The organism is Sporosarcina sp. QA0331 (assembly GCF_055808055.1).
The window spans coordinates 3,713,423-3,735,062 of record NZ_CM147850.1; the positions used below are offsets into that span (position 1 = coordinate 3,713,423).

General features: G+C 45.0%; 20 protein-coding genes. 9 read left to right on the top strand and 11 right to left on the bottom strand.

Translation table 11 applies throughout. The features are described from left to right. Window positions 1–76: 76 nt before the first annotated feature. Both AC0L13_RS18910 and AC0L13_RS18915 read right to left on the bottom strand, forming a co-directional pair. Window positions 77–403 carry a hypothetical protein gene (locus tag AC0L13_RS18910; RefSeq protein ID WP_473642286.1) on the bottom strand — a complete coding sequence of 109 codons (327 nt, stop codon included), beginning with the start codon at window positions 401–403 and terminating at the stop codon, window positions 77–79. 120 nt (window positions 404–523) lie between these two features. Beyond that, window positions 524–697, bottom strand: coding sequence for a hypothetical protein (locus AC0L13_RS18915; RefSeq protein ID WP_473642287.1), 174 nt, complete (start codon window positions 695–697; stop codon window positions 524–526). 193 nt (window positions 698–890) lie between these two features. Here AC0L13_RS18915 and AC0L13_RS18920 point away from each other — a divergent pair, with 193 nt between their 5' ends. Both AC0L13_RS18920 and AC0L13_RS18925 read left to right on the top strand, forming a co-directional pair. Continuing rightward, on the top strand, window positions 891–1,283 hold the full coding sequence (locus AC0L13_RS18920; protein WP_473642288.1) for a thiol-disulfide oxidoreductase DCC family protein: 393 nt from the start codon (window positions 891–893) through the stop codon (window positions 1,281–1,283). A 180-nt stretch (window positions 1,284–1,463) separates the two neighbouring features. Next, window positions 1,464–3,110 (top strand): S-layer homology domain-containing protein, encoded by a 1,647-nt coding sequence (locus AC0L13_RS18925; protein ID WP_473642289.1) that lies wholly within the window; start codon window positions 1,464–1,466, stop codon window positions 3,108–3,110. Between the two features lie 35 nt (window positions 3,111–3,145). Here AC0L13_RS18925 and AC0L13_RS18930 read toward each other — a convergent pair whose 3' ends face one another. Further along, window positions 3,146–3,514: a DUF779 domain-containing protein gene (locus AC0L13_RS18930; protein WP_473642290.1), complete on the bottom strand. Its 369-nt coding sequence runs from the start codon at window positions 3,512–3,514 to the stop codon at window positions 3,146–3,148. A 37-nt stretch (window positions 3,515–3,551) separates the two neighbouring features. Then, on the bottom strand, window positions 3,552–5,093 hold the full coding sequence (gene adh, locus AC0L13_RS18935; RefSeq protein ID WP_473642291.1) for an aldehyde dehydrogenase: 1,542 nt from the start codon (window positions 5,091–5,093) through the stop codon (window positions 3,552–3,554). A gap of 310 nt (window positions 5,094–5,403) precedes the next feature. Here adh and AC0L13_RS18940 point away from each other — a divergent pair, with 310 nt between their 5' ends. Beyond that, window positions 5,404–6,567 carry a S1C family serine protease gene (locus tag AC0L13_RS18940; RefSeq protein WP_473642292.1) on the top strand — a complete coding sequence of 388 codons (1,164 nt, stop codon included), beginning with the start codon at window positions 5,404–5,406 and terminating at the stop codon, window positions 6,565–6,567. 47 nt (window positions 6,568–6,614) lie between these two features. Here the strand turns inward: AC0L13_RS18940 and AC0L13_RS18945 are convergent, their stop codons facing one another. The 5 genes from AC0L13_RS18945 to AC0L13_RS18965 form a co-directional block, all read right to left on the bottom strand. Beyond that, the gene (locus AC0L13_RS18945; RefSeq protein WP_473642293.1) at window positions 6,615–7,568 is read right to left on the bottom strand and encodes a winged-helix domain-containing protein; all 954 of its coding nucleotides are present in this window, start codon (window positions 7,566–7,568) and stop codon (window positions 6,615–6,617) included. 98 nt (window positions 7,569–7,666) lie between these two features. After that, window positions 7,667–9,673 carry an ABC transporter ATP-binding protein gene (locus AC0L13_RS18950; protein ID WP_473642294.1) on the bottom strand — a complete coding sequence of 669 codons (2,007 nt, stop codon included), beginning with the start codon at window positions 9,671–9,673 and terminating at the stop codon, window positions 7,667–7,669. Window positions 9,674–9,716: 43 nt separating this feature from the next. Then, window positions 9,717–10,631: an ABC transporter permease gene (locus tag AC0L13_RS18955; protein ID WP_473647127.1), complete on the bottom strand. Its 915-nt coding sequence runs from the start codon at window positions 10,629–10,631 to the stop codon at window positions 9,717–9,719. Window positions 10,632–10,690: 59 nt separating this feature from the next. Next, window positions 10,691–11,626: an ABC transporter permease gene (locus AC0L13_RS18960; protein ID WP_473642295.1), complete on the bottom strand. Its 936-nt coding sequence runs from the start codon at window positions 11,624–11,626 to the stop codon at window positions 10,691–10,693. Between the two features lie 30 nt (window positions 11,627–11,656). Further along, window positions 11,657–12,670 (bottom strand): asparaginase, encoded by a 1,014-nt coding sequence (locus AC0L13_RS18965; RefSeq protein ID WP_473642296.1) that lies wholly within the window; start codon window positions 12,668–12,670, stop codon window positions 11,657–11,659. A 254-nt stretch (window positions 12,671–12,924) separates the two neighbouring features. Between AC0L13_RS18965 and AC0L13_RS18970 the strand changes: the two genes are divergently transcribed. The 6 genes from AC0L13_RS18970 (at window position 12,925) to AC0L13_RS18995 (ending at window position 19,205) form a co-directional block, all read left to right on the top strand. Further along, window positions 12,925–13,650, top strand: a complete 726-nt coding sequence (locus tag AC0L13_RS18970; protein WP_473642297.1) for a gamma-glutamyl-gamma-aminobutyrate hydrolase family protein — start codon at window positions 12,925–12,927, stop codon at window positions 13,648–13,650. Then, window positions 13,637–14,605: a dipeptidase gene (locus tag AC0L13_RS18975; RefSeq protein WP_473642298.1), complete on the top strand. Its 969-nt coding sequence runs from the start codon at window positions 13,637–13,639 to the stop codon at window positions 14,603–14,605. The genes AC0L13_RS18970 and AC0L13_RS18975 overlap by 14 nt, the downstream gene beginning before the upstream one ends. 26 nt (window positions 14,606–14,631) lie before the next feature. Further along, complete coding sequence (locus AC0L13_RS18980) at window positions 14,632–16,278, top strand: peptide ABC transporter substrate-binding protein (protein WP_473642299.1); 1,647 nt, start codon at window positions 14,632–14,634, stop codon at window positions 16,276–16,278. A gap of 91 nt (window positions 16,279–16,369) precedes the next feature. Next, the gene (locus AC0L13_RS18985; protein ID WP_473642300.1) at window positions 16,370–17,071 is read left to right on the top strand and encodes a winged helix-turn-helix domain-containing protein; all 702 of its coding nucleotides are present in this window, start codon (window positions 16,370–16,372) and stop codon (window positions 17,069–17,071) included. Next, on the top strand, window positions 17,068–18,474 hold the full coding sequence (locus AC0L13_RS18990; RefSeq protein WP_473642301.1) for a HAMP domain-containing sensor histidine kinase: 1,407 nt from the start codon (window positions 17,068–17,070) through the stop codon (window positions 18,472–18,474). Before AC0L13_RS18985 ends, AC0L13_RS18990 begins: the two co-directional genes overlap by 4 nt. Window positions 18,475–18,656: 182 nt before the next feature. Further along, window positions 18,657–19,205 (top strand): hypothetical protein, encoded by a 549-nt coding sequence (locus AC0L13_RS18995; protein WP_473642302.1) that lies wholly within the window; start codon window positions 18,657–18,659, stop codon window positions 19,203–19,205. Window positions 19,206–19,411: 206 nt separating this feature from the next. Here the strand turns inward: AC0L13_RS18995 and AC0L13_RS19000 are convergent, their stop codons facing one another. Next, entirely contained in the window at window positions 19,412–20,017 is a 606-nt protein-coding gene (locus AC0L13_RS19000) for an alpha/beta hydrolase (protein ID WP_473642303.1), read from the bottom strand. 148 nt (window positions 20,018–20,165) lie between these two features. Further along, window positions 20,166–21,362: a DUF3238 domain-containing protein gene (locus AC0L13_RS19005; protein ID WP_473642304.1), complete on the bottom strand. Its 1,197-nt coding sequence runs from the start codon at window positions 21,360–21,362 to the stop codon at window positions 20,166–20,168. Window positions 21,363–21,640: the final 278 nt, after the last annotated feature.

Here is a 21,640-nt window from a genome sequence, read left to right on the forward strand (position 1 = left end):
CGACTTTTTTGATCAAAAAAACAAAAAAGCTGTCCCATTGTCGATTTGCTCGACGCCGGAGACAGCGGTATTACTTTTAAAATGGTCTTCTCCCGAAGCCGAAGAAGCCTCTGCCCCTTCTACCGAAACCAGGCCCTTGTCCAGGGAATACCGGCGCGCCAATTACATTTTCCGTTGTCTCGGTAAAATAGTGCCGCGGCGTGATAACAGGATGCTGCCTATTGACGTTGACAATCGGATGAATAAATGGTTGCTCAACCGGGAAAAATTGGTCATTGAAACGGCATTGTGTCGGGCAAACGATTGGTTGCAATTGGCTCATTGGCATCGTTTGGTTTCCTCTACAATGCCCTCCGCATCGACCTCCACAATGTCCTCCACAGTGCCCATGGTGCATCATCATCTTCACTCACCCCCTCGTTCTATTACATGTGAAAATGGACGGGACATACGGGCGAGCGACCATGAAAAGATAGGAAATAAAAAAACCGCCTTTCTCAAAGAGATCGGCAGTCCAATTTTGTTATTGATAGGCTTGCGGCAATTCATCCGGATTAAAGCCCGCAGCTTCTTTCAAATTCTTCGTGTACTGCGGATAATGGACAGGTGAACCTTCATCAATCATCTCCAATGATGCGATGAAATCAGGGTCCCGTCTTAATTCCATTTCGTACGGATCAATGAATACGCGTTCCATTCAAATCACTCTCCTTCTCATGTTACCTTAGGCAAATGTGACGGGAAATGAAGACGTAAGAAAAATCGCAGCATCCTCTTTTACTACTATTATTATACCAAATTTTCTGTATAAATAAAAGAATCACAGATTGTGTTTTGTTTCATTCGAACAGGATATAATAATAAGAAGCAAGTTGGAAGGAGACACGATGATGAAACGGATTGTGTTATTCGATGGAGAATGCAATTTTTGCAATTCAAGCGTACAGTTCATTATAAAACGGGATCCTGCCGCCCACTTCCTTTTTTCTTCATTACAAAGTGAAACCGGTGAAAAGTATGTGAAGCAATATAACATTCCGGATGATGTCGATAGCATTGTTTTGATCGAAAACGGAAAGGCGTACACGAAATCTTCCGCAGCCCTTCATATTGCTAAAAAGCTAGATGGCTTATGGCACCTCTTGTTTCTATTTATACTCGTCCCACGTAAAATCCGTGACGGCTTTTACGATTATTTTGCGCGCAACCGTTATCGCTGGTTCGGCAAAAACGAAGGTGCATGCATGCTCCCTTCCCCCGAGGAAAGGAAACGATTTATTTAACAATATTCCGGTGCTTCTCCTTTTATGAGAGGCTCCTTTTTTGTTTTGCATATAAATTTTTTGAAGCAGACATACATTTGGGAGTAGCAAGATGTTTGTCCAACAAGGTCTTACTTACTATGTTGAATATTTCATAATTGTCAGGTAAAATGTAGAAAAACAGTTCCAAAGGGAGGAAATATGGGAAAAAAGTTTATATGTAAGTTGTTTGCTGTATTGGCGCTCTTGCTTTATGCAGGGATTGCACCTCTTCAAATTGTAAGCGCTAACACAACGGTTAATGAGAGTACAACTGAAATTGCCGCTCCAACTTGGGTCGCTTCCGCGAGTTATCTTGCTTTAGGGGATTCACTTGCTGCGGGAATGGATCATCTTGGGGAAATGGGTGACGGCTATGCCGATTACCTTGCAGGCACTATGGAAGAAACAGGGCTATTGGATTCATTCAATAAATCCTTTGCTGTGCCTGGCTATACAACAAAGGATGTGCTGAAAGATATCGAAGAAAATGCGATGCGGGAAGATGCTGATGGCAATTCCGTCAAGCTTCATGACGCGATTGCTGATGCAGGTTTGATTACGATCAGTGCGGGTGCAAATGATGTCCTTGCGCATGTGAAGATTGACCCGAAGACGTTTGCTGTCACATATGACGAGCAGGCACTCCAAATGGAGATTAAGCAAGTCGGTATGAACTTGATGAAGATCATTACAGAAATCCATAAGCTCAATCCTGACGCGCAAGTTTATGTGATGGGCTATTACAATCCTTATCCACATTTGCCGGCAGAGATTCAACCTTTGCTCGCGCAGTTGTTGGCGGGTGTGAATACAGCAATTGAGACGGCAGCACAATTGCCGAATGTTGATTGGATTCAAACTGCTGATGCTGTCGCAAAAGATTTCAAGGTGAACTTGCCAAATCCACAAAATATCCACTTGAGTCCTGAAGGGTATCAAATAGTAGCGGAACAATTCTGGAATAAAGTACAAGCTGATTATCCTTGGATTCCGGTTGATGCTTTCGTAGCTGAAGAAGTTTCAACAGATGCCATCACACTCGCATGGAAGCCTGCACTATCTGAGGGGCAGATTGCGACATATGATATTTATCTCGGGGATGAAAAGATCGGATCCGTTGAAAGCGATGTGAATTCATTCACGGTTGAAGAATTGGAAGAAGATCAATCGTATACGTTTTCCATCGTGGCAGTAGATGAAAACGGCACGAGCAGCGAGGAGTCACCTTCCTTAACAGTGACGACAGAAGCTGCAGTCGCGTTATTCAACGACATTAAAGGTCATTGGGCTGAGGATGCAATTGAGCAAGCTGCTTCACTTGGAATTTTCAACGGCTATGCGGATGGATCTTTCAAACCTGAAAATGCATTGACGCGGGCGCAAGCGGCTTCAATCTTCGTACGTGCATTGCAGTTGCCAGCAGCTGATGTCGCCTCTCCATTCGATGATATTAGCGATTATGCAGCAGAAACGCAGACTGATATTCAAACTGCCTTTGCGAGTGGCCTCGTCAAAGGGGAGGACGGTCAATTCAAGCCGACTGAAAATGTAACACGTGCACAGTTAGCACTAATGGTATGGCGCGTAGCAGAGAATGAGCTTGGGGGCGATATCCCTGATTCCAATACATTCACACCACCTGCTGATATGGGAGACTATGATGCAGAAACGGTCCAAGCAATTGCAATAATGAGCGGACTTGGCGTCATCTCGTTGGAGGAGGGGGCTTTCCATCCAACTGAACCAGCGACGCGCGCATTTGCTGCGAGTCTATTGACGAACTTGTTAAGCTTAACGATTAAATAATAAGAAAAAGGTTCCGGGTGCCCGGAACCTTTTTCTTATGCTTTAGGAGCTTGTTTGAGCCTTTCATTCTCCTCCGTCGTGAAAGCGCGGGACCGTGTGAGGAATCGCTTCCCTTCCACTCCCTCCAAGGAGAACATGCCTCCCCTTCCATCCACGACGTCAATGATCAGCTGTGTATGCTTCCAATATTCAAATTGGTTTTTATGCATGTAGAAAGGCGTGCCGCCGATATGCCCAAGAAGGACGTCCTGATCACCGATGATCAGATCGCCTTCCGGATAGCACATCGGAGAAGAGCCGTCGCAACACCCTCCCGATTGGTGAAACATCAATGGGCCATGCTTACCCTTTAATAGTTCAATCAATTCCAAAGCAGCGTCCGTTGCAAGAACGCGTTCTGGCATCGGCATTCCTCCTTTTCACTCAACAATCAAGTGTTTCTTAAAAGAATCCTTGTTTTTCTTCGCTATAGCTCACGAGCATATTTTTTGTCTGTTGGTAATGAGCAAGCATTTGCAGATGGTTTTCTCGTCCGATTCCAGACGCTTTGTAGCCTCCGAAAGCGGCATGCGCAGGATATGCATGGTAGCAGTTCGTCCAGACGCGTCCTGCTTCAATGCCCCGTCCGAAGCGATACGCCGTATTCATATCACGAGTCCAAACGCCTGCCCCTAAACCGTATAATGTATCGTTCGCAATTTCCAAAGCTTCTTCTTTCGTCTTGAACGTCGTGACAGACAAGACTGGTCCGAAGATCTCCTCTTGGAAGATGCGCATTTTATTATTCCCTTTGAAGACGGTCGGTTTGACATAATATCCGTCCGCCAATTCGCCGCTTAGTTTATTCTGCTCGCCACCGACGAGGCACTCGGCACCTTCCTGTTTACCGATATCGAGGTATGAAAGGATTTTTTCCAGTTGCTCTGTCGAAGCTTGTGCACCCATCATGACTGTCGGATCGAGCGGGTTACCAGTCTTGATCGCCTTGACGCGCTCAATCGCACGCTCAATGAACTTGTCGTAAATGGACTCCTGGATTAATGCACGTGAAGGGCATGTGCACACTTCCCCTTGGTTCAGCGCAAACATGACGAAGCCTTCGATCGCTTTATCAAGGAATGAATCGTCTTCCGCCATAACATCCTCGAAGAAGATATTTGGCGATTTCCCGCCAAGCTCAAGCGTCATAGGAATCAAGTTTTGTGATGCATATTGCATGATGAGGCGGCCCGTCGTCGTTTCACCCGTGAATGCGATTTTTCCGATCCGAGGGTTTGACGCAAGCGGTTTGCCCGCTTCCAATCCGAAACCATTAACGACATTAACGACTCCAGCAGGCAATAAATCCTCAATCAATTCCATTAATACTAAAATGGATGACGGTGTTTGTTCTGCTGGTTTCAGCACTACACAGTTCCCTGCAGCGAGCGCAGGAGCAAGCTTCCAAACCGCCATTAACAGCGGGAAGTTCCAAGGGATGATCTGGCCTACGACCCCGATCGGCTCGTGGAAATGGTACGCCACTGTATTATCATCGATTTGGCTGACTCCGCCTTCTTGCGCACGGATTGCCGAAGCGAAATATCTGAAATGGTCGATCGCGAGCGGCAGATCGGCATTCAATGTTTCACGAACTGCTTTTCCGTTTTCCCACGTTTCCGCAACGGCAAGCATTTCAAGATTTGCTTCCATTCGATCAGCGATCTTCAACAGGATATTCGCCCGTTCCGTGACGGATGTTTTACCCCAAGCATCTTTTGCAGCATGTGCCGCATCCAGCGCTAGCTCAATGTCTTCAGCAGTCGAACGCGCCACTTGTGTAAACACTTTGCCTGTGACTGGAGTCGGGTTGTCGAAGTACTGACCATTCACCGGGGCAACCCATTTTCCGCCGATAAAATTATCATAGCGTTCCTTGAAATTCACCTTTGCCCCTTCTGTGTTCGGAAATGCATAAACGTGATTCTCAACAGCTTGTACCATGTTCCATTCCTCCCTATTCTTTATAGATTGCTATAGTAAGTGCAAAAATTGCACACAAAGCCACCATATGCGCGAGTCTGTTGTGCCATTCCTATTGAATACGCTTACATTTGATGCGGTTATTAAGAATGAAGAGTCTGTGAATTCATTCTATCTGACTATACAAACTATTGCAAGTTAGATAGTTTATCACCGTCTACTAAGGTCTTATAGTCGTCCATCGTTTACCATTTGTTCATTCCTCCGTAATAATTTGTTCATACTTTCCTTTTACAATGAAAACAACGAGTACAAGAGAGGAGTTTTTATTATGGCAAGTTCATTTGGCAAACGTTTCGTTTCGACAGTCGGGGCGGGCATTCTCGGCTCAGCGCTTACGTTGGGAGTCGTGGCAAATACTGATATTTTACAGACAAAAACATATAAGGAAGAGACGGCGTCTGCTGTGACGGGGAATTCTTCCTCAAGTCCGAATATCGTTCAAACGTCGGCGGATTCCCCTGCAACGCTATCCGATATGGTGGAGCATGCATCAAAAGGGATTGTCGGTGTATCGAATTTCAAATCTAACGGCAACCGATTCGCCGGCAACTCGGAGCTTTCGGAGTATGGAACAGGATCTGGCGTCATTTATAAAATTGACGGAGAAAGCGCCTATATCGTGACGAATAACCACGTCATCGAAGGTGCTGGTAAAATCGAAGTGACATTGCAAGGCGGAGAAAAGGAAACTGCTGAACTGATCGGAAGCGACGCATTGACCGATTTGGCAGTCTTGAAAATCAGCAGCAAACAAGTCGATACTGCTCTTGAATTTGGTGATTCCGATAAATTGCGTGCAGGCGACCCGGTCGTCGCAATCGGAAATCCGCTCAGTCTAGATTTCTCCGGCACAGTCACACAAGGTATCATTAGTGCGCCTTCACGTTCCATCGACGTGAATACGACCGCGGGCAGCTGGGAAATGAACGTCATCCAAACTGACGCAGCGATCAATCCCGGCAACAGCGGCGGCGCCCTATTGACGACTGACGGCAAACTGATCGGCATCAACAGTCTGAAAATCGCGGAAAACGGCGTAGAAGGCCTTGGCTTCGCAATCCCGAGCAATGAAGTCGTTCCATTGCTTGAACAAATTACGAAAAACGGCAAAATCGAACGCCCTTATATCGGCATCGGCCTCGCAGATCTTGCTGACGTGCCATATATGTATGTGCAGAACCTGCCGCAAGAAGTGAAAGGCGGCGTAATGGTCGCAAGCGTTGACCCGACATCCTCCGCAGGCAAGGCCGGTTTAAAAGAGCAGGACGTCATTACTGCAATTAACGGAACCGCCATTAACAATTCAATGGAACTGCGTAAATTCCTTTATTCCGAGCTTTCCATTGGAGACAAAGCGACTTTCACCGTCTACACAGGCTCGCAAAAACGGACAGTCGAATTGACGTTGACAAGCAATTCATCAGTAGAATAAAAAATATAAACACCTCTGCCATTTTCAGTTGTGGCGGAGGTGTTTATTTATGATTGAATCAAATTTTCTGCCTGCAAATAGCTTTCCCCTAAATTCGTGATTGTTGTTCCGCTTCTTCCTTGGCGGGCGTTCAAAAGCCCTAGCTCTTGCAACACTTCCAAACGCAAGCGGATTTGCTGTTCGGATAAATAAACATCATGTTCCTCAAGAAGCTTTTTCAGCTTTACCCGTCCAAATGTTTTTAGCTGAGCTTTCCCTTCAGCATAAATGGTTAATATTTTTATGCTTTCCTTCAGAAAGCCATGCTCTTCAATTTTCTTGTTAATGGACTGTATCTCACTTTGCGATAGGTTTGCACCTTCTGCATAGGAGTCCTTTTCCGACTCATACTCGACGGCATTAGGATCGGCAAGTGAAACTTGGGATTTTACATAACGATTCACCATTTGCTCGTGAGTGAACCCTGCTTCCAACGCCTCAGCAATTGCCCATATCGTGCCATACGATAACAACCGATCGCCAATATCGATGACATTTGAATATCTGCTTGGGACGAATTCCATCTCTCCTGGAGTGACAATGTAATCGATATCCGAAGGAATTGCTTGATCGGGATTGTTTTCATCATCCAAATAGTACATATGGGTAAAGAAAATATTTTTTAAGGAATCCAAAGTTTCCTGGGCGTTCTCAAGTGTATCGTTTACAACTAATAATTTTTGTCCCGCAGGCAAATCAATCAATCGCTTTGTGTTCGCGATATTCACTTCCCGATGGCCGATGATCGTCTTGCATTCTTTCGGAATGAAGGGGCGGATGACTCCCGTCAGAATCGATCTGGATAAAACAACAATATCCTCCTTGGAGATGCTGTCTCCATCCAAATCCTTGACAACCAATTTCGAAATAATCGCCTTATCACCAAATATAAGCTCTAGTTGCTCGTAAATTATCGTTAAATAGCCTTCTTGTATCGAGATGATATGAATTTTGGTTTTCATTCTTTCTCCTCATCTTCCCTTATCCATCCACTAATTCAGTTTCTATCATACCATAATGACTAGGTATATAGACTGTTTCGCTAGCAGAATCGCTTCATTCAATCGATGAGATGACAGGCAACCCAATGGTCCTTCTCAGCCTCTTTCCAAATGGGTGTCTCCTTGCATTTTTCCATTGCAAACGGACAGCGTGTCCGGAAACGGCATCCAGTCGGTGGATTCATCGGGTTCGGAAGATCCCCCGTTAGCACGATGCGTTCCCTGCCCCGTTCTTCCATAGGATCCGGAACCGGAACTGCAGACATTAAAGCTTGCGTGTAAGGATGAAGAGGATTTTCACTGATCGCTTTTGTAGGAGCAAGCTCGACAAGACTCCCTAAATACATAACACCAATACGATCACTTATATACTTCACCATAGAAATATCATGCGCGATAAATAAATACGTCAGTTCTTTCTCATACTGCAAATCCTTCAGCAAATTCACGACTTGAGCTTGGATCGATACATCTAGCGCAGAGATCGGCTCATCCGCAATGATCACTTCCGGGTTTACCGCCAACGCACGGGCAATTCCAACCCTTTGCCTTTGACCTCCCGAAAACTCATGCGGGTAGCGATTCATAAATTCCTTATTCAATCCTACGATTTCAAGAAGGTTTTGCACAATATCTTTTCTGTCTTTTGGACTAGCCGCCAATCGATGGATATCGATGCCTTCCGCAACAGAATCGAGCACTTTTTTCCGCGGATCAAGAGAAGCATATGGGTCTTGGAAAATCATTTGTATCTTTTGCTTCATTCGATTTTCCTGTCCCTTTTTCAACTGGCCATGAATAGGCTCGCCGTCAAAGTACACTTCTCCGCCTGTAGGTTCATATAAACGGATGATTGTTCTTCCGGTTGTCGATTTCCCGCATCCCGACTCGCCGACCAAGCCGAGCGTCTCCCCTTTCTTTATATCGAAAGAAACGCCATCAACAGCGCGCAATTGTTTGTTGCCGGAAAGATGGAAATGCTTCTGTAGATCCTTCACTTGGATGATTGGGGACGCATCCCCTATTTTACTTTTCCTCTTTTTTGCTACTGCAACTCTTTCCCTTTCTTTCACTTGAATGACCGTCGATAGATCAGGAGCCTTCGGATGCAGCATCCAAGTAGCTGCATAATGGCTGTCCGATACTTTGAACATCGGCGGCTGGGTTTTATAATCGATCGCCAAGGCAAATTCGTTTCGCGCAGCAAATGCATCCCCTACTGGCGGGTGCAATAAATCGGGAGGCGAACCAGGGATGGAGTAGAGCTCCTCATCCGCATCCAAATCGGGAATCGATTTCAATAGCCCCCATGTATAAGGGTGCTGGGATTCATAAAAGACTTCATTGACCGTCCCCTCTTCAACGATTTTGCCTGCATACATGACTGCGACTTTATCCGCCATATTTGCAACAACGCCCAAGTCATGGGTGATGAGGATGATTGCCGTGCCCATTCGCTTTTGAATGTCTTTTAATAAATCCAATATCTGCGCTTGAATTGTTACGTCCAAGGCTGTTGTTGGTTCGTCTGCAATGAGGAGCCTCGGATTACACGCAATAGCAATCGCGATGACGACACGCTGTCTCATTCCGCCCGAAAACTGATGGGGATACTGATGTATGCGCGTTGCCGGCTCCGGTATGCCGACCAGCTCCAAAATTTCAATTGCTCGTATCTGCGCCTCTTTTTTCGATAACCCTTGATGCTTAATGACACTTTCTGCGACTTGTTTTCCAATGGTCATCGTAGGATTCAGTGCCGTCATCGGGTCTTGGAACACCATGGCGATTTCCGAACCGCGGACAACTTCCATTCTCTTCTCAGGTACTTCAAGCAAGTTTTGACCATCGAATAGAACCTGTCCGTCATCATATGTAGCGATTTTATCCGGCAGCAACTTCATGATCGCTTTGGACGTGACCGATTTGCCTGAACCCGATTCCCCTACAATCGCCAAAGTTTCTCCTTCATTTATCGTAAAATTGACACCCCGGACGGCTTTAACGACCCCCGCCTGGGTATGAAATGATACATGTAAGTCTTTCACTTCCAGTAATGGCTTCATCGAAATCCCCCCCTTGTTCAATATATCCAGTACAACCAACACATCATTTTTTCATTTTCGGATCGAGCGCATCCCTTAAACCGTCCGCCAACAAGTTGAAGCAGACCATTAGTCCAACAATGACCAATGCCGGGAACAATAAGAGGTAGAAATGGTTTCTCATTGCTTGGAATCCGTCGTTTATTAAAACACCAAGAGAAGCGAGCGGCTCTTGTAGCCCAAGCCCGATGAAACTTAAAAATGCTTCTGTGAAAATCGCTGCAGGAATCGTAAACATCATATTGACAATAATCAAACCGACTGTATTCGGAATGAAATGCTCTTTAATGAGCCTGCCGTTCGATGCTCCTAACGCCCTTGAGGCGAGGATAAATTCCTGGGTTTTCAGTTTGAACACTTGTGATCTTACAAGCCTCGCCATATTTACCCATCCCGTAATGACCATCGCAATTGTAATTGTGACAATCCCCGGTTTCATAAGCATAATAAGCAAGATGATTAAAATAAGATTCGGAATGCCAACTAACACTTCAATGATCCGTTGCATGACGTTATCGACTCGCCCGCCTAATAGAGCGGAAATAGCTCCATACATAACTCCGATGATCAAGTCGAGAGTAGCCGCTAAAAATGCGATGTATAAAGATATTCTTGTCCCTTCCCAAATCCGCGTCCATTGGTCTCGGCCGAAACGGTCCGTTCCGAGCCAATGCTCGCTGCTCGGCTTCTGGAACACTTTATCGTAATCGGTCTGCTCGTAGGAGTACTCGTTAAGATGCGGCCCAATAATCGCCATGACAATGATAATAGATAAAATGACCAAGCTTAGCATCGCGCCTTTATTTTTCTTAAGGCGTATCCAACTTTCCTTGAACATACTCATTTGCGGTCGAGTGATGACTTCCTGTGCATCTTTTTGATAGCCGACGACTTCAAAGGAATTTTCCTCGAAATCCATTTCAACCAATTCAACCGGCCGGGCTTCATATTCTTTTACGCTATTGTTTGCCATCATCCTCACCCCTTCGACTCTGTCAAACGTATTCGCGGATCAATGATCCCATATAATAAATCGACGACCAAAATCGTCAAAATGTAAAACGCGCTGTAAAACAACGTCAACCCCATGATTGTCGTATAGTCATTCACTTTGATCGAGTCAACAAACAAGCTTCCGATTCCCGGTATGCCGAAAATATTTTCAATAACGAGAGAGCCTGTAAGCAAGCTGACCGTAATTGGCCCTAAAATAGTAATGATCGGGATAAGTGAATTTCTGAGCGTATGGTTAAAAACGACACTCCATTTTGAAAGCCCTTTTGATTTTGCAGTCAATATATAATCTTGCTGCAACACTTCAAGCATTTCATTTCGCGTGAATCGTGCAATAAGGGCGATAACCATCATCGCTAAAGCGATTGTCGGCAGCACCGAGCTGCTGTAGCTCTCCCAGAAAGCGACGGGAAGAATCCCCCATTTCAACCCGATATAATATTGCAGCAATGCCGCAAAAACAAAGTTCGGTATCGAAACACCAATGACGGCAATGAACATCGTGAAGTAATCCCACGCGGTATTATGCCTGAATGCGGCAACCATTCCGAGAATGAGACCGATTGACATCCCTAAGATCACCGCTTGCAAGCCTAGCAATGCGGAAGGTCCGATCCTATCTTTGATGAGCGATTCAACCTTTTGCCCTTTAAAATAAAAGGACGTTCCCAAATCGCCCTTCACCAAGTTCCCCATATAGATTCCATATTGCATGATTATAGGTTTGTCGAGTCCGTACTTGGCATAGAACTCAGTCCTCGCCTCTTCCGTCAGTGCGGCCAGCCTTTCTTCATCAAAAGGCGAACCCGGCAATAATTTCATCAGAAAAAACGTAGCGGTCGCAATGACAACAAGTGTCAAGATGATATTGATGACCCTGACGAATAAGAATTTCTTCATCCCTTTCACCCCTTCGCGCGAGTTTCATATTTATCTCACAGTCTTATAAATGCTGAACATAGGCTTCAACATACCTACCAACTCTTTCCTTGCATTCAATAGAGGAGGATAATGATATGATTCAAGAGCATTCGCTTCCTGTTCATCGAGCAAATCCATCTGGCTAAGGATTTCCATGATGACAGCGGAAGTGGCGCGTGCATTGCCATCCTCTATTTTTACGGCTATCCCGATCCCCGCTTTTGGCACCCCAACACAATAAACCCCTTCTGCACCAACTTTGCCGAACATTTTTCCACTCAAATGCTTCATGAAATCTGTACAGAAACGGGATGTGCCACCGACCATTTCCGGTGCATTCATCATAGCTGTTGTCACCCGGCGGATGGATTGCTGTCGCGATTCTTCCAGTTCGCTCGGATCAGCCATTCGTGCAAACCCAAGCGCCAAATTCCGTAACGGAATCCCATGGACGGGAACACCGCAACCGTCTATGCCGATTTGGATATCTTCCATCGGCACATCCGTCAACTCACTAATGACCATAAGGATTCGCTGTTGTACAGGATGGTCGATTTTGTAATAGTCGTCCACACTTTCATTCATATGTTTCGCAGTCGCAAGCATTCCGCTATGTTTTCCAGAGCAGTTATTGTGGATCGGCGTAACATTTCCCCCACTTCTTATAAGTTCTTCATACGCCTCCTGCCGCCTTGGAGGATGCATGCCACATTTCAAATGACCCACTTCCAAACCTAATCGGCTTATAATCGATGCAGCTCGTTCAGTGTGCTGCTTTTCGCCATTATGGGAAGCACATGCCAATGCCAAATCTCCATCGTCGAAATGATAACGATCGGCTGCACCCGTCTCGATAATCGGAATCGTTTGCAGTGGCTTCATAGAAGAACGCGCAAAAATGACTTTTTCGATATCGCCAACGGAAGAAATCACCTCTCCCTTCGAATCGACAATTGCGATGTCGCCTCTATGTATACTTTCTACCAATCGACCTCGCTCTACTGCGACAAGCAGCTCAGACATTTTATAACACTCCAATTCACTTTATTTTCAAACAAGTATAAAGCTTAAAACAACTTATTTCAACCACTTTATTTAATTAATTTTAACTTTCTGCATAACGATCTATTTGAATTAAATAAAATAAATAAAATAGTTTAAAAACATCTTGAAAGGTTCTTTCAGGTTTGATAAGGTTATAACAACTTATTCGTCAGACTATTCTGATGGGTGGTGAAGTTATGTTCTACTCACAAATAAAAAAGGGGGATTGAGAATTGAAACCAGTCATTGGCATTACTTCCAACATAGATTCGTCTACTCACTCGATTCAAAACACGTACATCCAGGCGGTCATCACTGGTGGAGGCATACCCGTTGTCATACCAACAGGGGTGGAAAAAGATGCACAACAGATTACTAAGCTGCTAGATGGATTGCTTATCTCAGGCGGAGGTGATATGAATCCTCAACTCTTCAATGAAGAGCCTCTTCCACAGCTTGGAAACGTTACTCCTGAAAGAGATACGGCTGAATTGGAGCTTGTAAGGCATATGCTCTCTTTGGATAAACCAATCCTCGGTATATGCAGAGGACACCAAGTTCTGAATGTAGCTTTTGGCGGAACACTATACCAGGACATTCACTCACAAAGCGTAAGTGCTTTATTACAGCATGACCAAAAAGCGAAAAGGGATCACCAATCACATGCGGTTCACCTTGAAAAAGGCACATTGCTAGAGTCCATCGCGGCTTCAGAAAAAATCATGGTGAATTCGTTTCATCATCAAGCGTTGAAGGATATCCCCTCTCCGCTTATCGTTTCGGGTAAAGCAAGTGACGGCATTGTAGAGGCAATTGAAAGCCCAGATCACCATTTCGTCGTCGGTGTGCAATGGCATCCCGAGGCTTTGATGGAAAATGCCGACCAGTTCTCCGTACGCTTATTCAAGGCTTACATGAATGCTTGTCTAGAGAGGATGGGAGCAATTGAATATCATTGATTTGCATTGTGACGTCTTATATAGACTGCATAAGGCGGAAGGAAAAATTTCATTCAAAGATTCCAATGAGTTCGATGTCACTTACGACAAACTGAAGCAAGGCGGCGTTCGAATACAGACGTTCGCCATTTTCATATCACCATCCATGAAGTCGGACTATAAATTCCAAGCTGCACTCGATCAAATCCATTATTTTTACACCGAAGTGATTGGCAAAAATCCGAATATGAAAGCATTAAAAACTTGGGATGATTTTGATCAATTACAAGCAGGGCAAATCGGAGCTTTCCTTACGCTTGAAGGAGTCGACTGCATCGGGAATGACATGCAAAAACTGTCGATCCTCCGTGAATTAGGCGTCCTTTCGATTGGGTTGACGTGGAATAATGCGAATTTAGCTGCTGACGGTGTCGGAGAAGAACGCGGGGCGGGCTTAACGTCTTTCGGAAAAGAAATTATCGAATTTTGCAATGAAAATCTGATTCTTTCAGATGTTTCCCATCTAAGTGAAAAGGCTTTTTGGGATGTTATGGATTTAGCTCATTATCCGATAGCGAGTCATTCCAACTCGAAAACGATCTGCAATCATCGACGGAACTTGACAGATGAGCAGGCGATGCATTTATTCAAAAAGAATGGGCTGATCCACGTCGTATACAACCCACCTTTTGTAATCGAAAAAGGAGATGCATCCATATCAGACCTCATCGCTCATATCGATCACTTCTGCTCCCTTGGAGGAGTCAGCCAAATTGGGTTAGGATCGGATTTCGACGGCATCTCTGAAAAAATCATCGGTCTTGAAGATGCCTCAATGCAACCAAATCTGATTAATGAGCTGTTGAAAAAGTATAGCGAGGATGAAGTGAAAGGGTTTGCATATAAGAACTTCCTCGACCATCGTCCAGGCAGGAAGGCTCTACCGCATTCTCAAGAGGAAGAAGTACTTTCGTAAGACATAAGTAGAATAGGAGGATTCCAATGAAAACAAAATTCAATTTTTTACTCGTACTCTCTTTGGTCATGGCAGTCATTTTAAGCGGCTGCGGCTTCACCGACTCGAAAGACAACGACGGTGAAAAGACTGGCGAGACGAATGACAAAAAGGAAAAAGTCGTCAACTTGAGCCTTGCGAATGATATCCCTGACTTGAACCAAGTATTGACGACGGATGGCATATCATTTTCCGTGCTAAACAACGTGATGGAGGGGCTTTACCGTTTGGATGAAAACAACGAACCCCAGCCCGCTATGGCGGAAAGCGTAGACGTCTCCGACGATAAATTGACGTATACATTCCATTTACGTGATGGCATCAAATGGAGCAATGGCGATCCTGTCACTTCGGAAGACTTCAAATATTCATGGCTGCGAGCAATGCACCCTGATACAGCGGGCGGCTACGCAAATATCTTGTCCGATTATATTGTAGGGGGACAGGAGTTTGTCGATGGCGAAGCTGACGCATCTGCAGTTGCGATTGAAACGCCCGACGAGAAAACACTTGTCGTAACTTTGAAAGCACCGACACCGTTCTTCCTCGGGTTGACGGCTTTTGTCACATACTTCCCTTTAAATGAGAAATTCATCAACGAAGTTGGAGAAGATAAATTCGCGCTGACAGCGGATGCAATTCTTTATAACGGGCCATACGTATTGACTGAATACAATCAAGCTCAAGGCGTTACATTAGTGAAGAACAAAGAGTATTGGGATTTCGACAATGTAGACGTCGATAAAGTAACGATGAAAGTTATTAAAGAACAAAGCACCGCATTGAACTTGTATGAAGCTGGAGAATTGGACCGGGTATACTTGGCGTCATCCGATGTTGATTCCTACAAGGACAGCCCGGAATTCGGCACTGAAACTGAATTCATTTCTTGGTACTTGCAGTTCAACTTCCTCGAGAAGCCATTCGATAATGTCAATATCCGTAAAGCTTTCCAACTCGCATATGACGCGGAGACATTGACAAAAACAGTATTGAATAACGGATCTGCACCTGCCTATGGTTTAGTCGCTGCTGGCGTACACGGTAACGGCGATAAGACATTCCGTGAGTTGAGCGGAGACCATATCAAAATGGATGTTGAAAAAGCGAAAGAATACTTGGAAAAAGGAATCGCCGAAGTTGGTGAATTGCCACCGCTTAAGATACTAACTGCTGACGATACGATCGCTAAAGACACAGCAATTTTCCTGCAAAGTGAATTCAAAAAGAATCTAGGCATCGATGTGCAAATTGATACGAAACCGTACAGCGGCCGCTTGGATGCAATGCGAGCGAACGAATTCCAAATGGGAATCTCTCGCTGGGGCGCGGATTATAATGATGCGATGGATATTTTAAGCCTGTGGATCGGTGAACCGCTACGTGGCCTTCGCGGGAACTACTATAACGAAGAGTATAAGAAGTTGATCGACAGTGCCCTTGTCGAGGCAGATGAAGACAAACGCCTTCAAATGTTGATAGATGCCGAAAAATTGATGCTCGTTGATGACGGCACATTAGGTCCATTATACTTTGAAGGAAAAGCATACTTGCAAAAGCCGAATGTTAAAGGTGTGATCATCCACCCGTATGGCGCATCTATTGAACTAAAAACAATTAAAGTAGACGAATAATTATCGAGCCCGTTTAGATTGCTAAGCGGGTTTTTCTTTTGCATTCCGTTATAATTAGAGATAGAGAAACTTGTACTTAGGAGGACAGCAAATGAAAATCCTCGTAATCGAAGACAATGAAAGCGTATCTTCCATGATTGAACTGTTTTTTGAAAAAGAAGGGATTCACGGCGAATTCGTAAAAGACGGTCTTCAAGGGTTTGAGCGGGCAATGTCGGGAAGTTGGGATTGCCTGATCATCGACTGGATGCTGCCCGGGATGGATGGTGTGACGATTTGCCGGAAATTGCGGCAAGCTGAGATTGCTGTGCCGATCATCATGCTGACAGCGAAAGATAGTGAATCCGACCAAGTTCTTGGGCTCGAAATGGGCGCGGATGATTATGTGACGAAGCCGTTCAGCCCACTTGCGCTCATGGCACGTATAAGAGCTGTTACACGGCGTTATGCCGTTAAAAAAGATGACGACTTCGATAGTGATACGCTTAAGACGAATCATTTCACGATCAACATAGCGACTCGCGAAGTCCTATTGGACGGCAAGCCTGTACCGAACTTGACGCCGAAGGAATTCGACTTGCTCCAATTTTTCATCCAACATCCAAAGCAGGTGTTTTCGCGTGAACAGCTGTTGGATCGAGTGTGGGGCTACGATTTTTACGGCGATGACCGGACGGTAGACGTGCATATTAAACGACTACGATCGAAGGTCTCGAAAGCAGATCAACCATTTTTCCATACAGTATGGGGTGTCGGCTATCGATTTGACGAAACGACCGGTGATGCAGAATGAAAATCAAATATTTCCATCAGCAACTGGCAAGTCATATCAGTGTCATCATCATCGCCTTTCTAATCCTTAGCCTGCTGTTTTCACACTTCGTCGAGCAATTCGTCTATGACAATAAAACCGAGGAACTCGCTTCATACGGGCAATCGATATTGACCGATATCGAGCAGGATCAAAGGAATTCACGGTCCATTTTAAAATCATACGGATATGTATTGGAAGGCCGAGATATCCAATACTCTTTATTCGACGAAAAGTCAGCCATCATTTATTCAACAGGTCTGAAAACGCCTTTGATCGAATTGAATGAGGAAGAATGGCGTGAATTACAAAACGGAAAAACGATTACTGTGAAACAAGAATACAAACGTTTCGAACAGGCAGTCACTTTCGTCCTTCTCCCCTATTTCCACCGAAACCAGTTCGTCGGCGGTGTGTTATTAACCTCCCCGATCAAAGGATCTCGGGAAGTCATTTCGCAAATGAACAGCTATTTAATCTATACGACCTTCATCGCCCTCGCAATTACATTGCTATTGAGCGGCCTTCTATCGACGTTCCACGGAAGACGCATCAATCGGCTTCGTTCAGCGACGGCGAATGTAGCTCAAGGCGACTATTCCGTACGGATTCCGACAGCGGGTGTTGATGAAATTGGAGAGCTTGCAGGGGACTTCAACAAGATGGTCGAGAAGCTCGAAAAATCAGCAGAAGAAATCGAAAGTCTAGAAAATCGCCGGAGGCAATTCATGGCGGACGTATCGCATGAACTCCGGACGCCGCTCACAACAATCCGCGGCATTATCGAAGGATTACGAAATGACATGATTTCAGAATCAGAAAAAGAGCGAGGCCTCCAGCTTGCAAGCAGCGAAACGATGCGCCTCATCCGCCTCGTGAATGAAAATCTCGATTACGAAAAAATCCGCTCCAACCAAGTGACTCTTTTGAAACAGGAGATTCAACTAATGGAGCTGCTCAGTATCATTCAAGATCAATTGGAGGAAGCTGCCGCCGAGCGGGCAGATGCAATTATCGTCGAGGTCGATGAAAAAGCTACTGTCTTCGCCGATTATGATCGACTCACCCAAGTGCTCATCAACATTACAAAGAACAGCATCCAATTCACAGAAAACGGTACAATTTGGCTCCGGGGCTATACGTCGGAGGAGAGCACAATCATTGAAATCGAGGACACAGGTATTGGGATGGATCCAAGTGAAATCGAGAAGATTTGGAGCCGTTTCTACAAAGCGATCGACTCACGGACGACGAATCCGTATGGCGAGTTCGGGTTAGGATTATCAATCGTAAAACAATTGGTCACGTTGCACGGTGGAACAATTGCCGTAGAGAGTGAAAAAGGCGCAGGGACGAAATTCAAGATTGAGCTGCCGAATGAATGAGTTTGTTATGGAGCCTATCTCAACAATGAACACGGTCTGTCAACCGGGAAACAACCGATTGGCAGACCTTTTTTCTCTTTCCAGACAAATCTCTCCTCTACTCCACATATGTTAGAAATACAAATTTTCCATTCTATGGTACGATACAATTAATTTAACGGATTTTAAAAAGAGGTGTTTCTATGAATTTTATTGCTTGGATCATCATTGCTTGTGAAATCGGATTTTGGGTTGTCATTGCTGCTGGGCTTGTCACACGGTATATCTTTAATAAAAAACGTCTCGGTCTATTTTTTCTCGCCTTAACTCCAGTCATTGATCTTCTATTGCTAATCGTCACGGCGAACGATCTTTACAACGGCGCCACCGCCACGCAAGTCCATGGGATCGCCGCCATCTACCTTGGCGTTTCAATCGCATTCGGAAAGAGCATGATCCGCTGGGCGGACGAAAGATTTTTGTATTATGTCAAAAAGCAAGGCTCGAAACCGGTTCGGAAATATGGGCTCGCCTATGCAAAACACTCGATGAAAGGCTCGCTGCAGCATGTGCTTGCATTCATCATTGGCGGCACTTTCTTGTTCCTGATGATTTACCTGATCGATGATCCATCCAAAACGGAAGCCCTCTCCGGCATGTTGAAAGTATGGGCGATTGTCCTCGGAATCGATTTCGCCATCTCCGTTTCCTATTTCATATGGCCGCGACCACCAAAAAGCCGTTCCATTTAAGAGGAACGGCTTTCAGAAACGCATATTTCATTGTAATCACGCATAAATCGGCTCAAAAACGCATAAAATCCAGCAAAAGCTCATAACTCCCCACAGAAACGCATAACTCCTCATAAAAGTCCATAAACACTAAGAAACCCGCATAATATGAGAAAATCACGCATAAATCCAAAAAGCCGACCCATAGAGGATCGGCTTTTTTCACATTAAAAGTTCTTACGATACCATTCCGCAGCCGCTTCCACTTCTGTACGCGTCAACGAATGTCCGTTCATTTCCCAATGAACTTCTGTCAAAGCGCCAGCTCCAGCTAACAACTCCTGCAAGTCCGACGACTCTTGTGCTGAACAAAGCGGATCATTCTTCCCTGCTGCGATGAACACCGGAATTCCCGCCAAATCAGGCAGTCTGATTCCTCGTCTTGGCACCATCGGATGATGCAAAATGGCACCTTTCAACGAATTTGCGTAATGGAACAACAGGCTTCCTGCGATATTGGCCCCGTTCGAATAACCGATAGCGACAATGTTCGATCTGTCAAACCCATGCTCTTCCGCTGCCTCGTCTAGAAATGTGTGCAATTCTTCCGTTCGGAAAATCAAGTCCTCCTCGTCGAAAACACCTTCCGCAAGGCGACGGAAAAACCGCGGCATTCCGTTTTCCAGCACATTCCCCCGTACACTTAATACAGAAGCGTCCGGATCGATCAATCCCGCAAGCGGCAATAAATCCTGTTCCGTCCCACCTGTACCATGAAGCAGAAGAAGGGTCGGCTTAGACTTGTCAGTACCTTGCTTGAAAATATGTTTCATAATTTTTCCCCCTAATATCTTGAATTATGTGAATGAAGACCTTAACCGTTCACAAATTTATCGCAGAGGCAATATAAACTGTTGCCCACTATATCTCGAATTCAAGATAATAATAACAGAACCAGATTATGTTGTCAAAAACGATGTTTCATTCAAAATTCGAGCAGCGCCAATAATGGTAGGCAATCGCCTCCGACATAAACGCAAGCCCCCTGCTTTCGACTTGAATAATAGGCTGCCATGCTTCTCCTCTCCCTCTCATCAAATAAATTTCGTGATGGGGAGCCGGATCGAAATAGCCCGACATGTCGAATGTGCCATGCCTCCTGAAGACGGCATTTACTTCATAGTCAATTTTCGGCGCAGTGGCCAACGGATTGCCGACAGTATGCTCCAGCAGAAAACCACTTTCTCCTTTTTTGTGGTCAGTTCTCTTCATCGTTATGCCGTCAGCGGAAGCCCTCGCTTTTTCCTTGAAGTGTTTCAAATGATTATAAGCGACGGTCATTCCGACTTCTTTCGTGAAGGTCATCGGTTCTCCTTTTTCATCATAGGCCAACTCAATGTCCACACGTGTTCGGAAGTTTTCTCCGTTTGGATCGAACCCCCGACCGTCCCCTTTGAAAAAATGATTCGGCGACAGCGGATTTGGATTGCGGATCCACTCATCCTTTAGAAACGTCGTATAGCGGAATTTCCACCGGTCAACATTCGAAATTTCCCGCTCCCGTTCATTGATCGGCTTCAGCATTTCACTTATTTTGCCGATTGATTTAACCGTCGTGAACGACTCAACAGCTGATTCTGACGTAGACGTAGCGGGATTCAACATGCCAAATAGGTTGGAAAGTGCAGATTTCACGGATGTCATTCGTTCTTCGGATTTCTTCAACGGACGCTTTGATCGAATTGTATAGACGTATGATTGATCCACATCGATGTCACGGTCGATAAAGCGATTCGTGTCAATTTCCGCGACAAATTCTCCGTCCCGGTAAATTTCATACTCCGTGACGTCTTTTATTCCCTCCCACGCCAGCGCAATTTGCGTCCGCGCGACGATCGTCGTCATTACAAGCAATTGCAACGGGTTTTCGACATTTTTCTCTTCCGCGAAAGCCGATGTCTGCATTGCAATCACATCGACGACTTGATTATTTTCAACCCGCTCAATCATATAGTGATATAGCTTGCCATGTTTAAAGTCACCATCCTGAAATTCTGGATAGGACCCTTCATACAAATGCTCGCCATCTTTATACACATTGTAAAATCCACCGACGTCATTCCATGTGAATGAAATTAGGTCATGCTCATGCTTTACTGATTTAATTTCAAATAGCATACAGATCGCCTCCTACTTTCATTTTGCTGCATTGACAGACCACCTAAACATTGCGCGGCTTTTTATTGTCAATGCCCTTGTTGCCGGGTTGCGAAACAATGCGATCTTCACTTCCGAAGCATTTTTCGGTTCGGGAGGAAAGTCCCTTTTTGGTGATAAATTCATTTATTCAATAGATAACTTTGTGAACTCGATAGATAACTCTCCACATTCAATAGATAACGCTACATCTTTAAAAGTACCCTATAATAAAACCCGCTCCGGCATGTGTCCGAAGC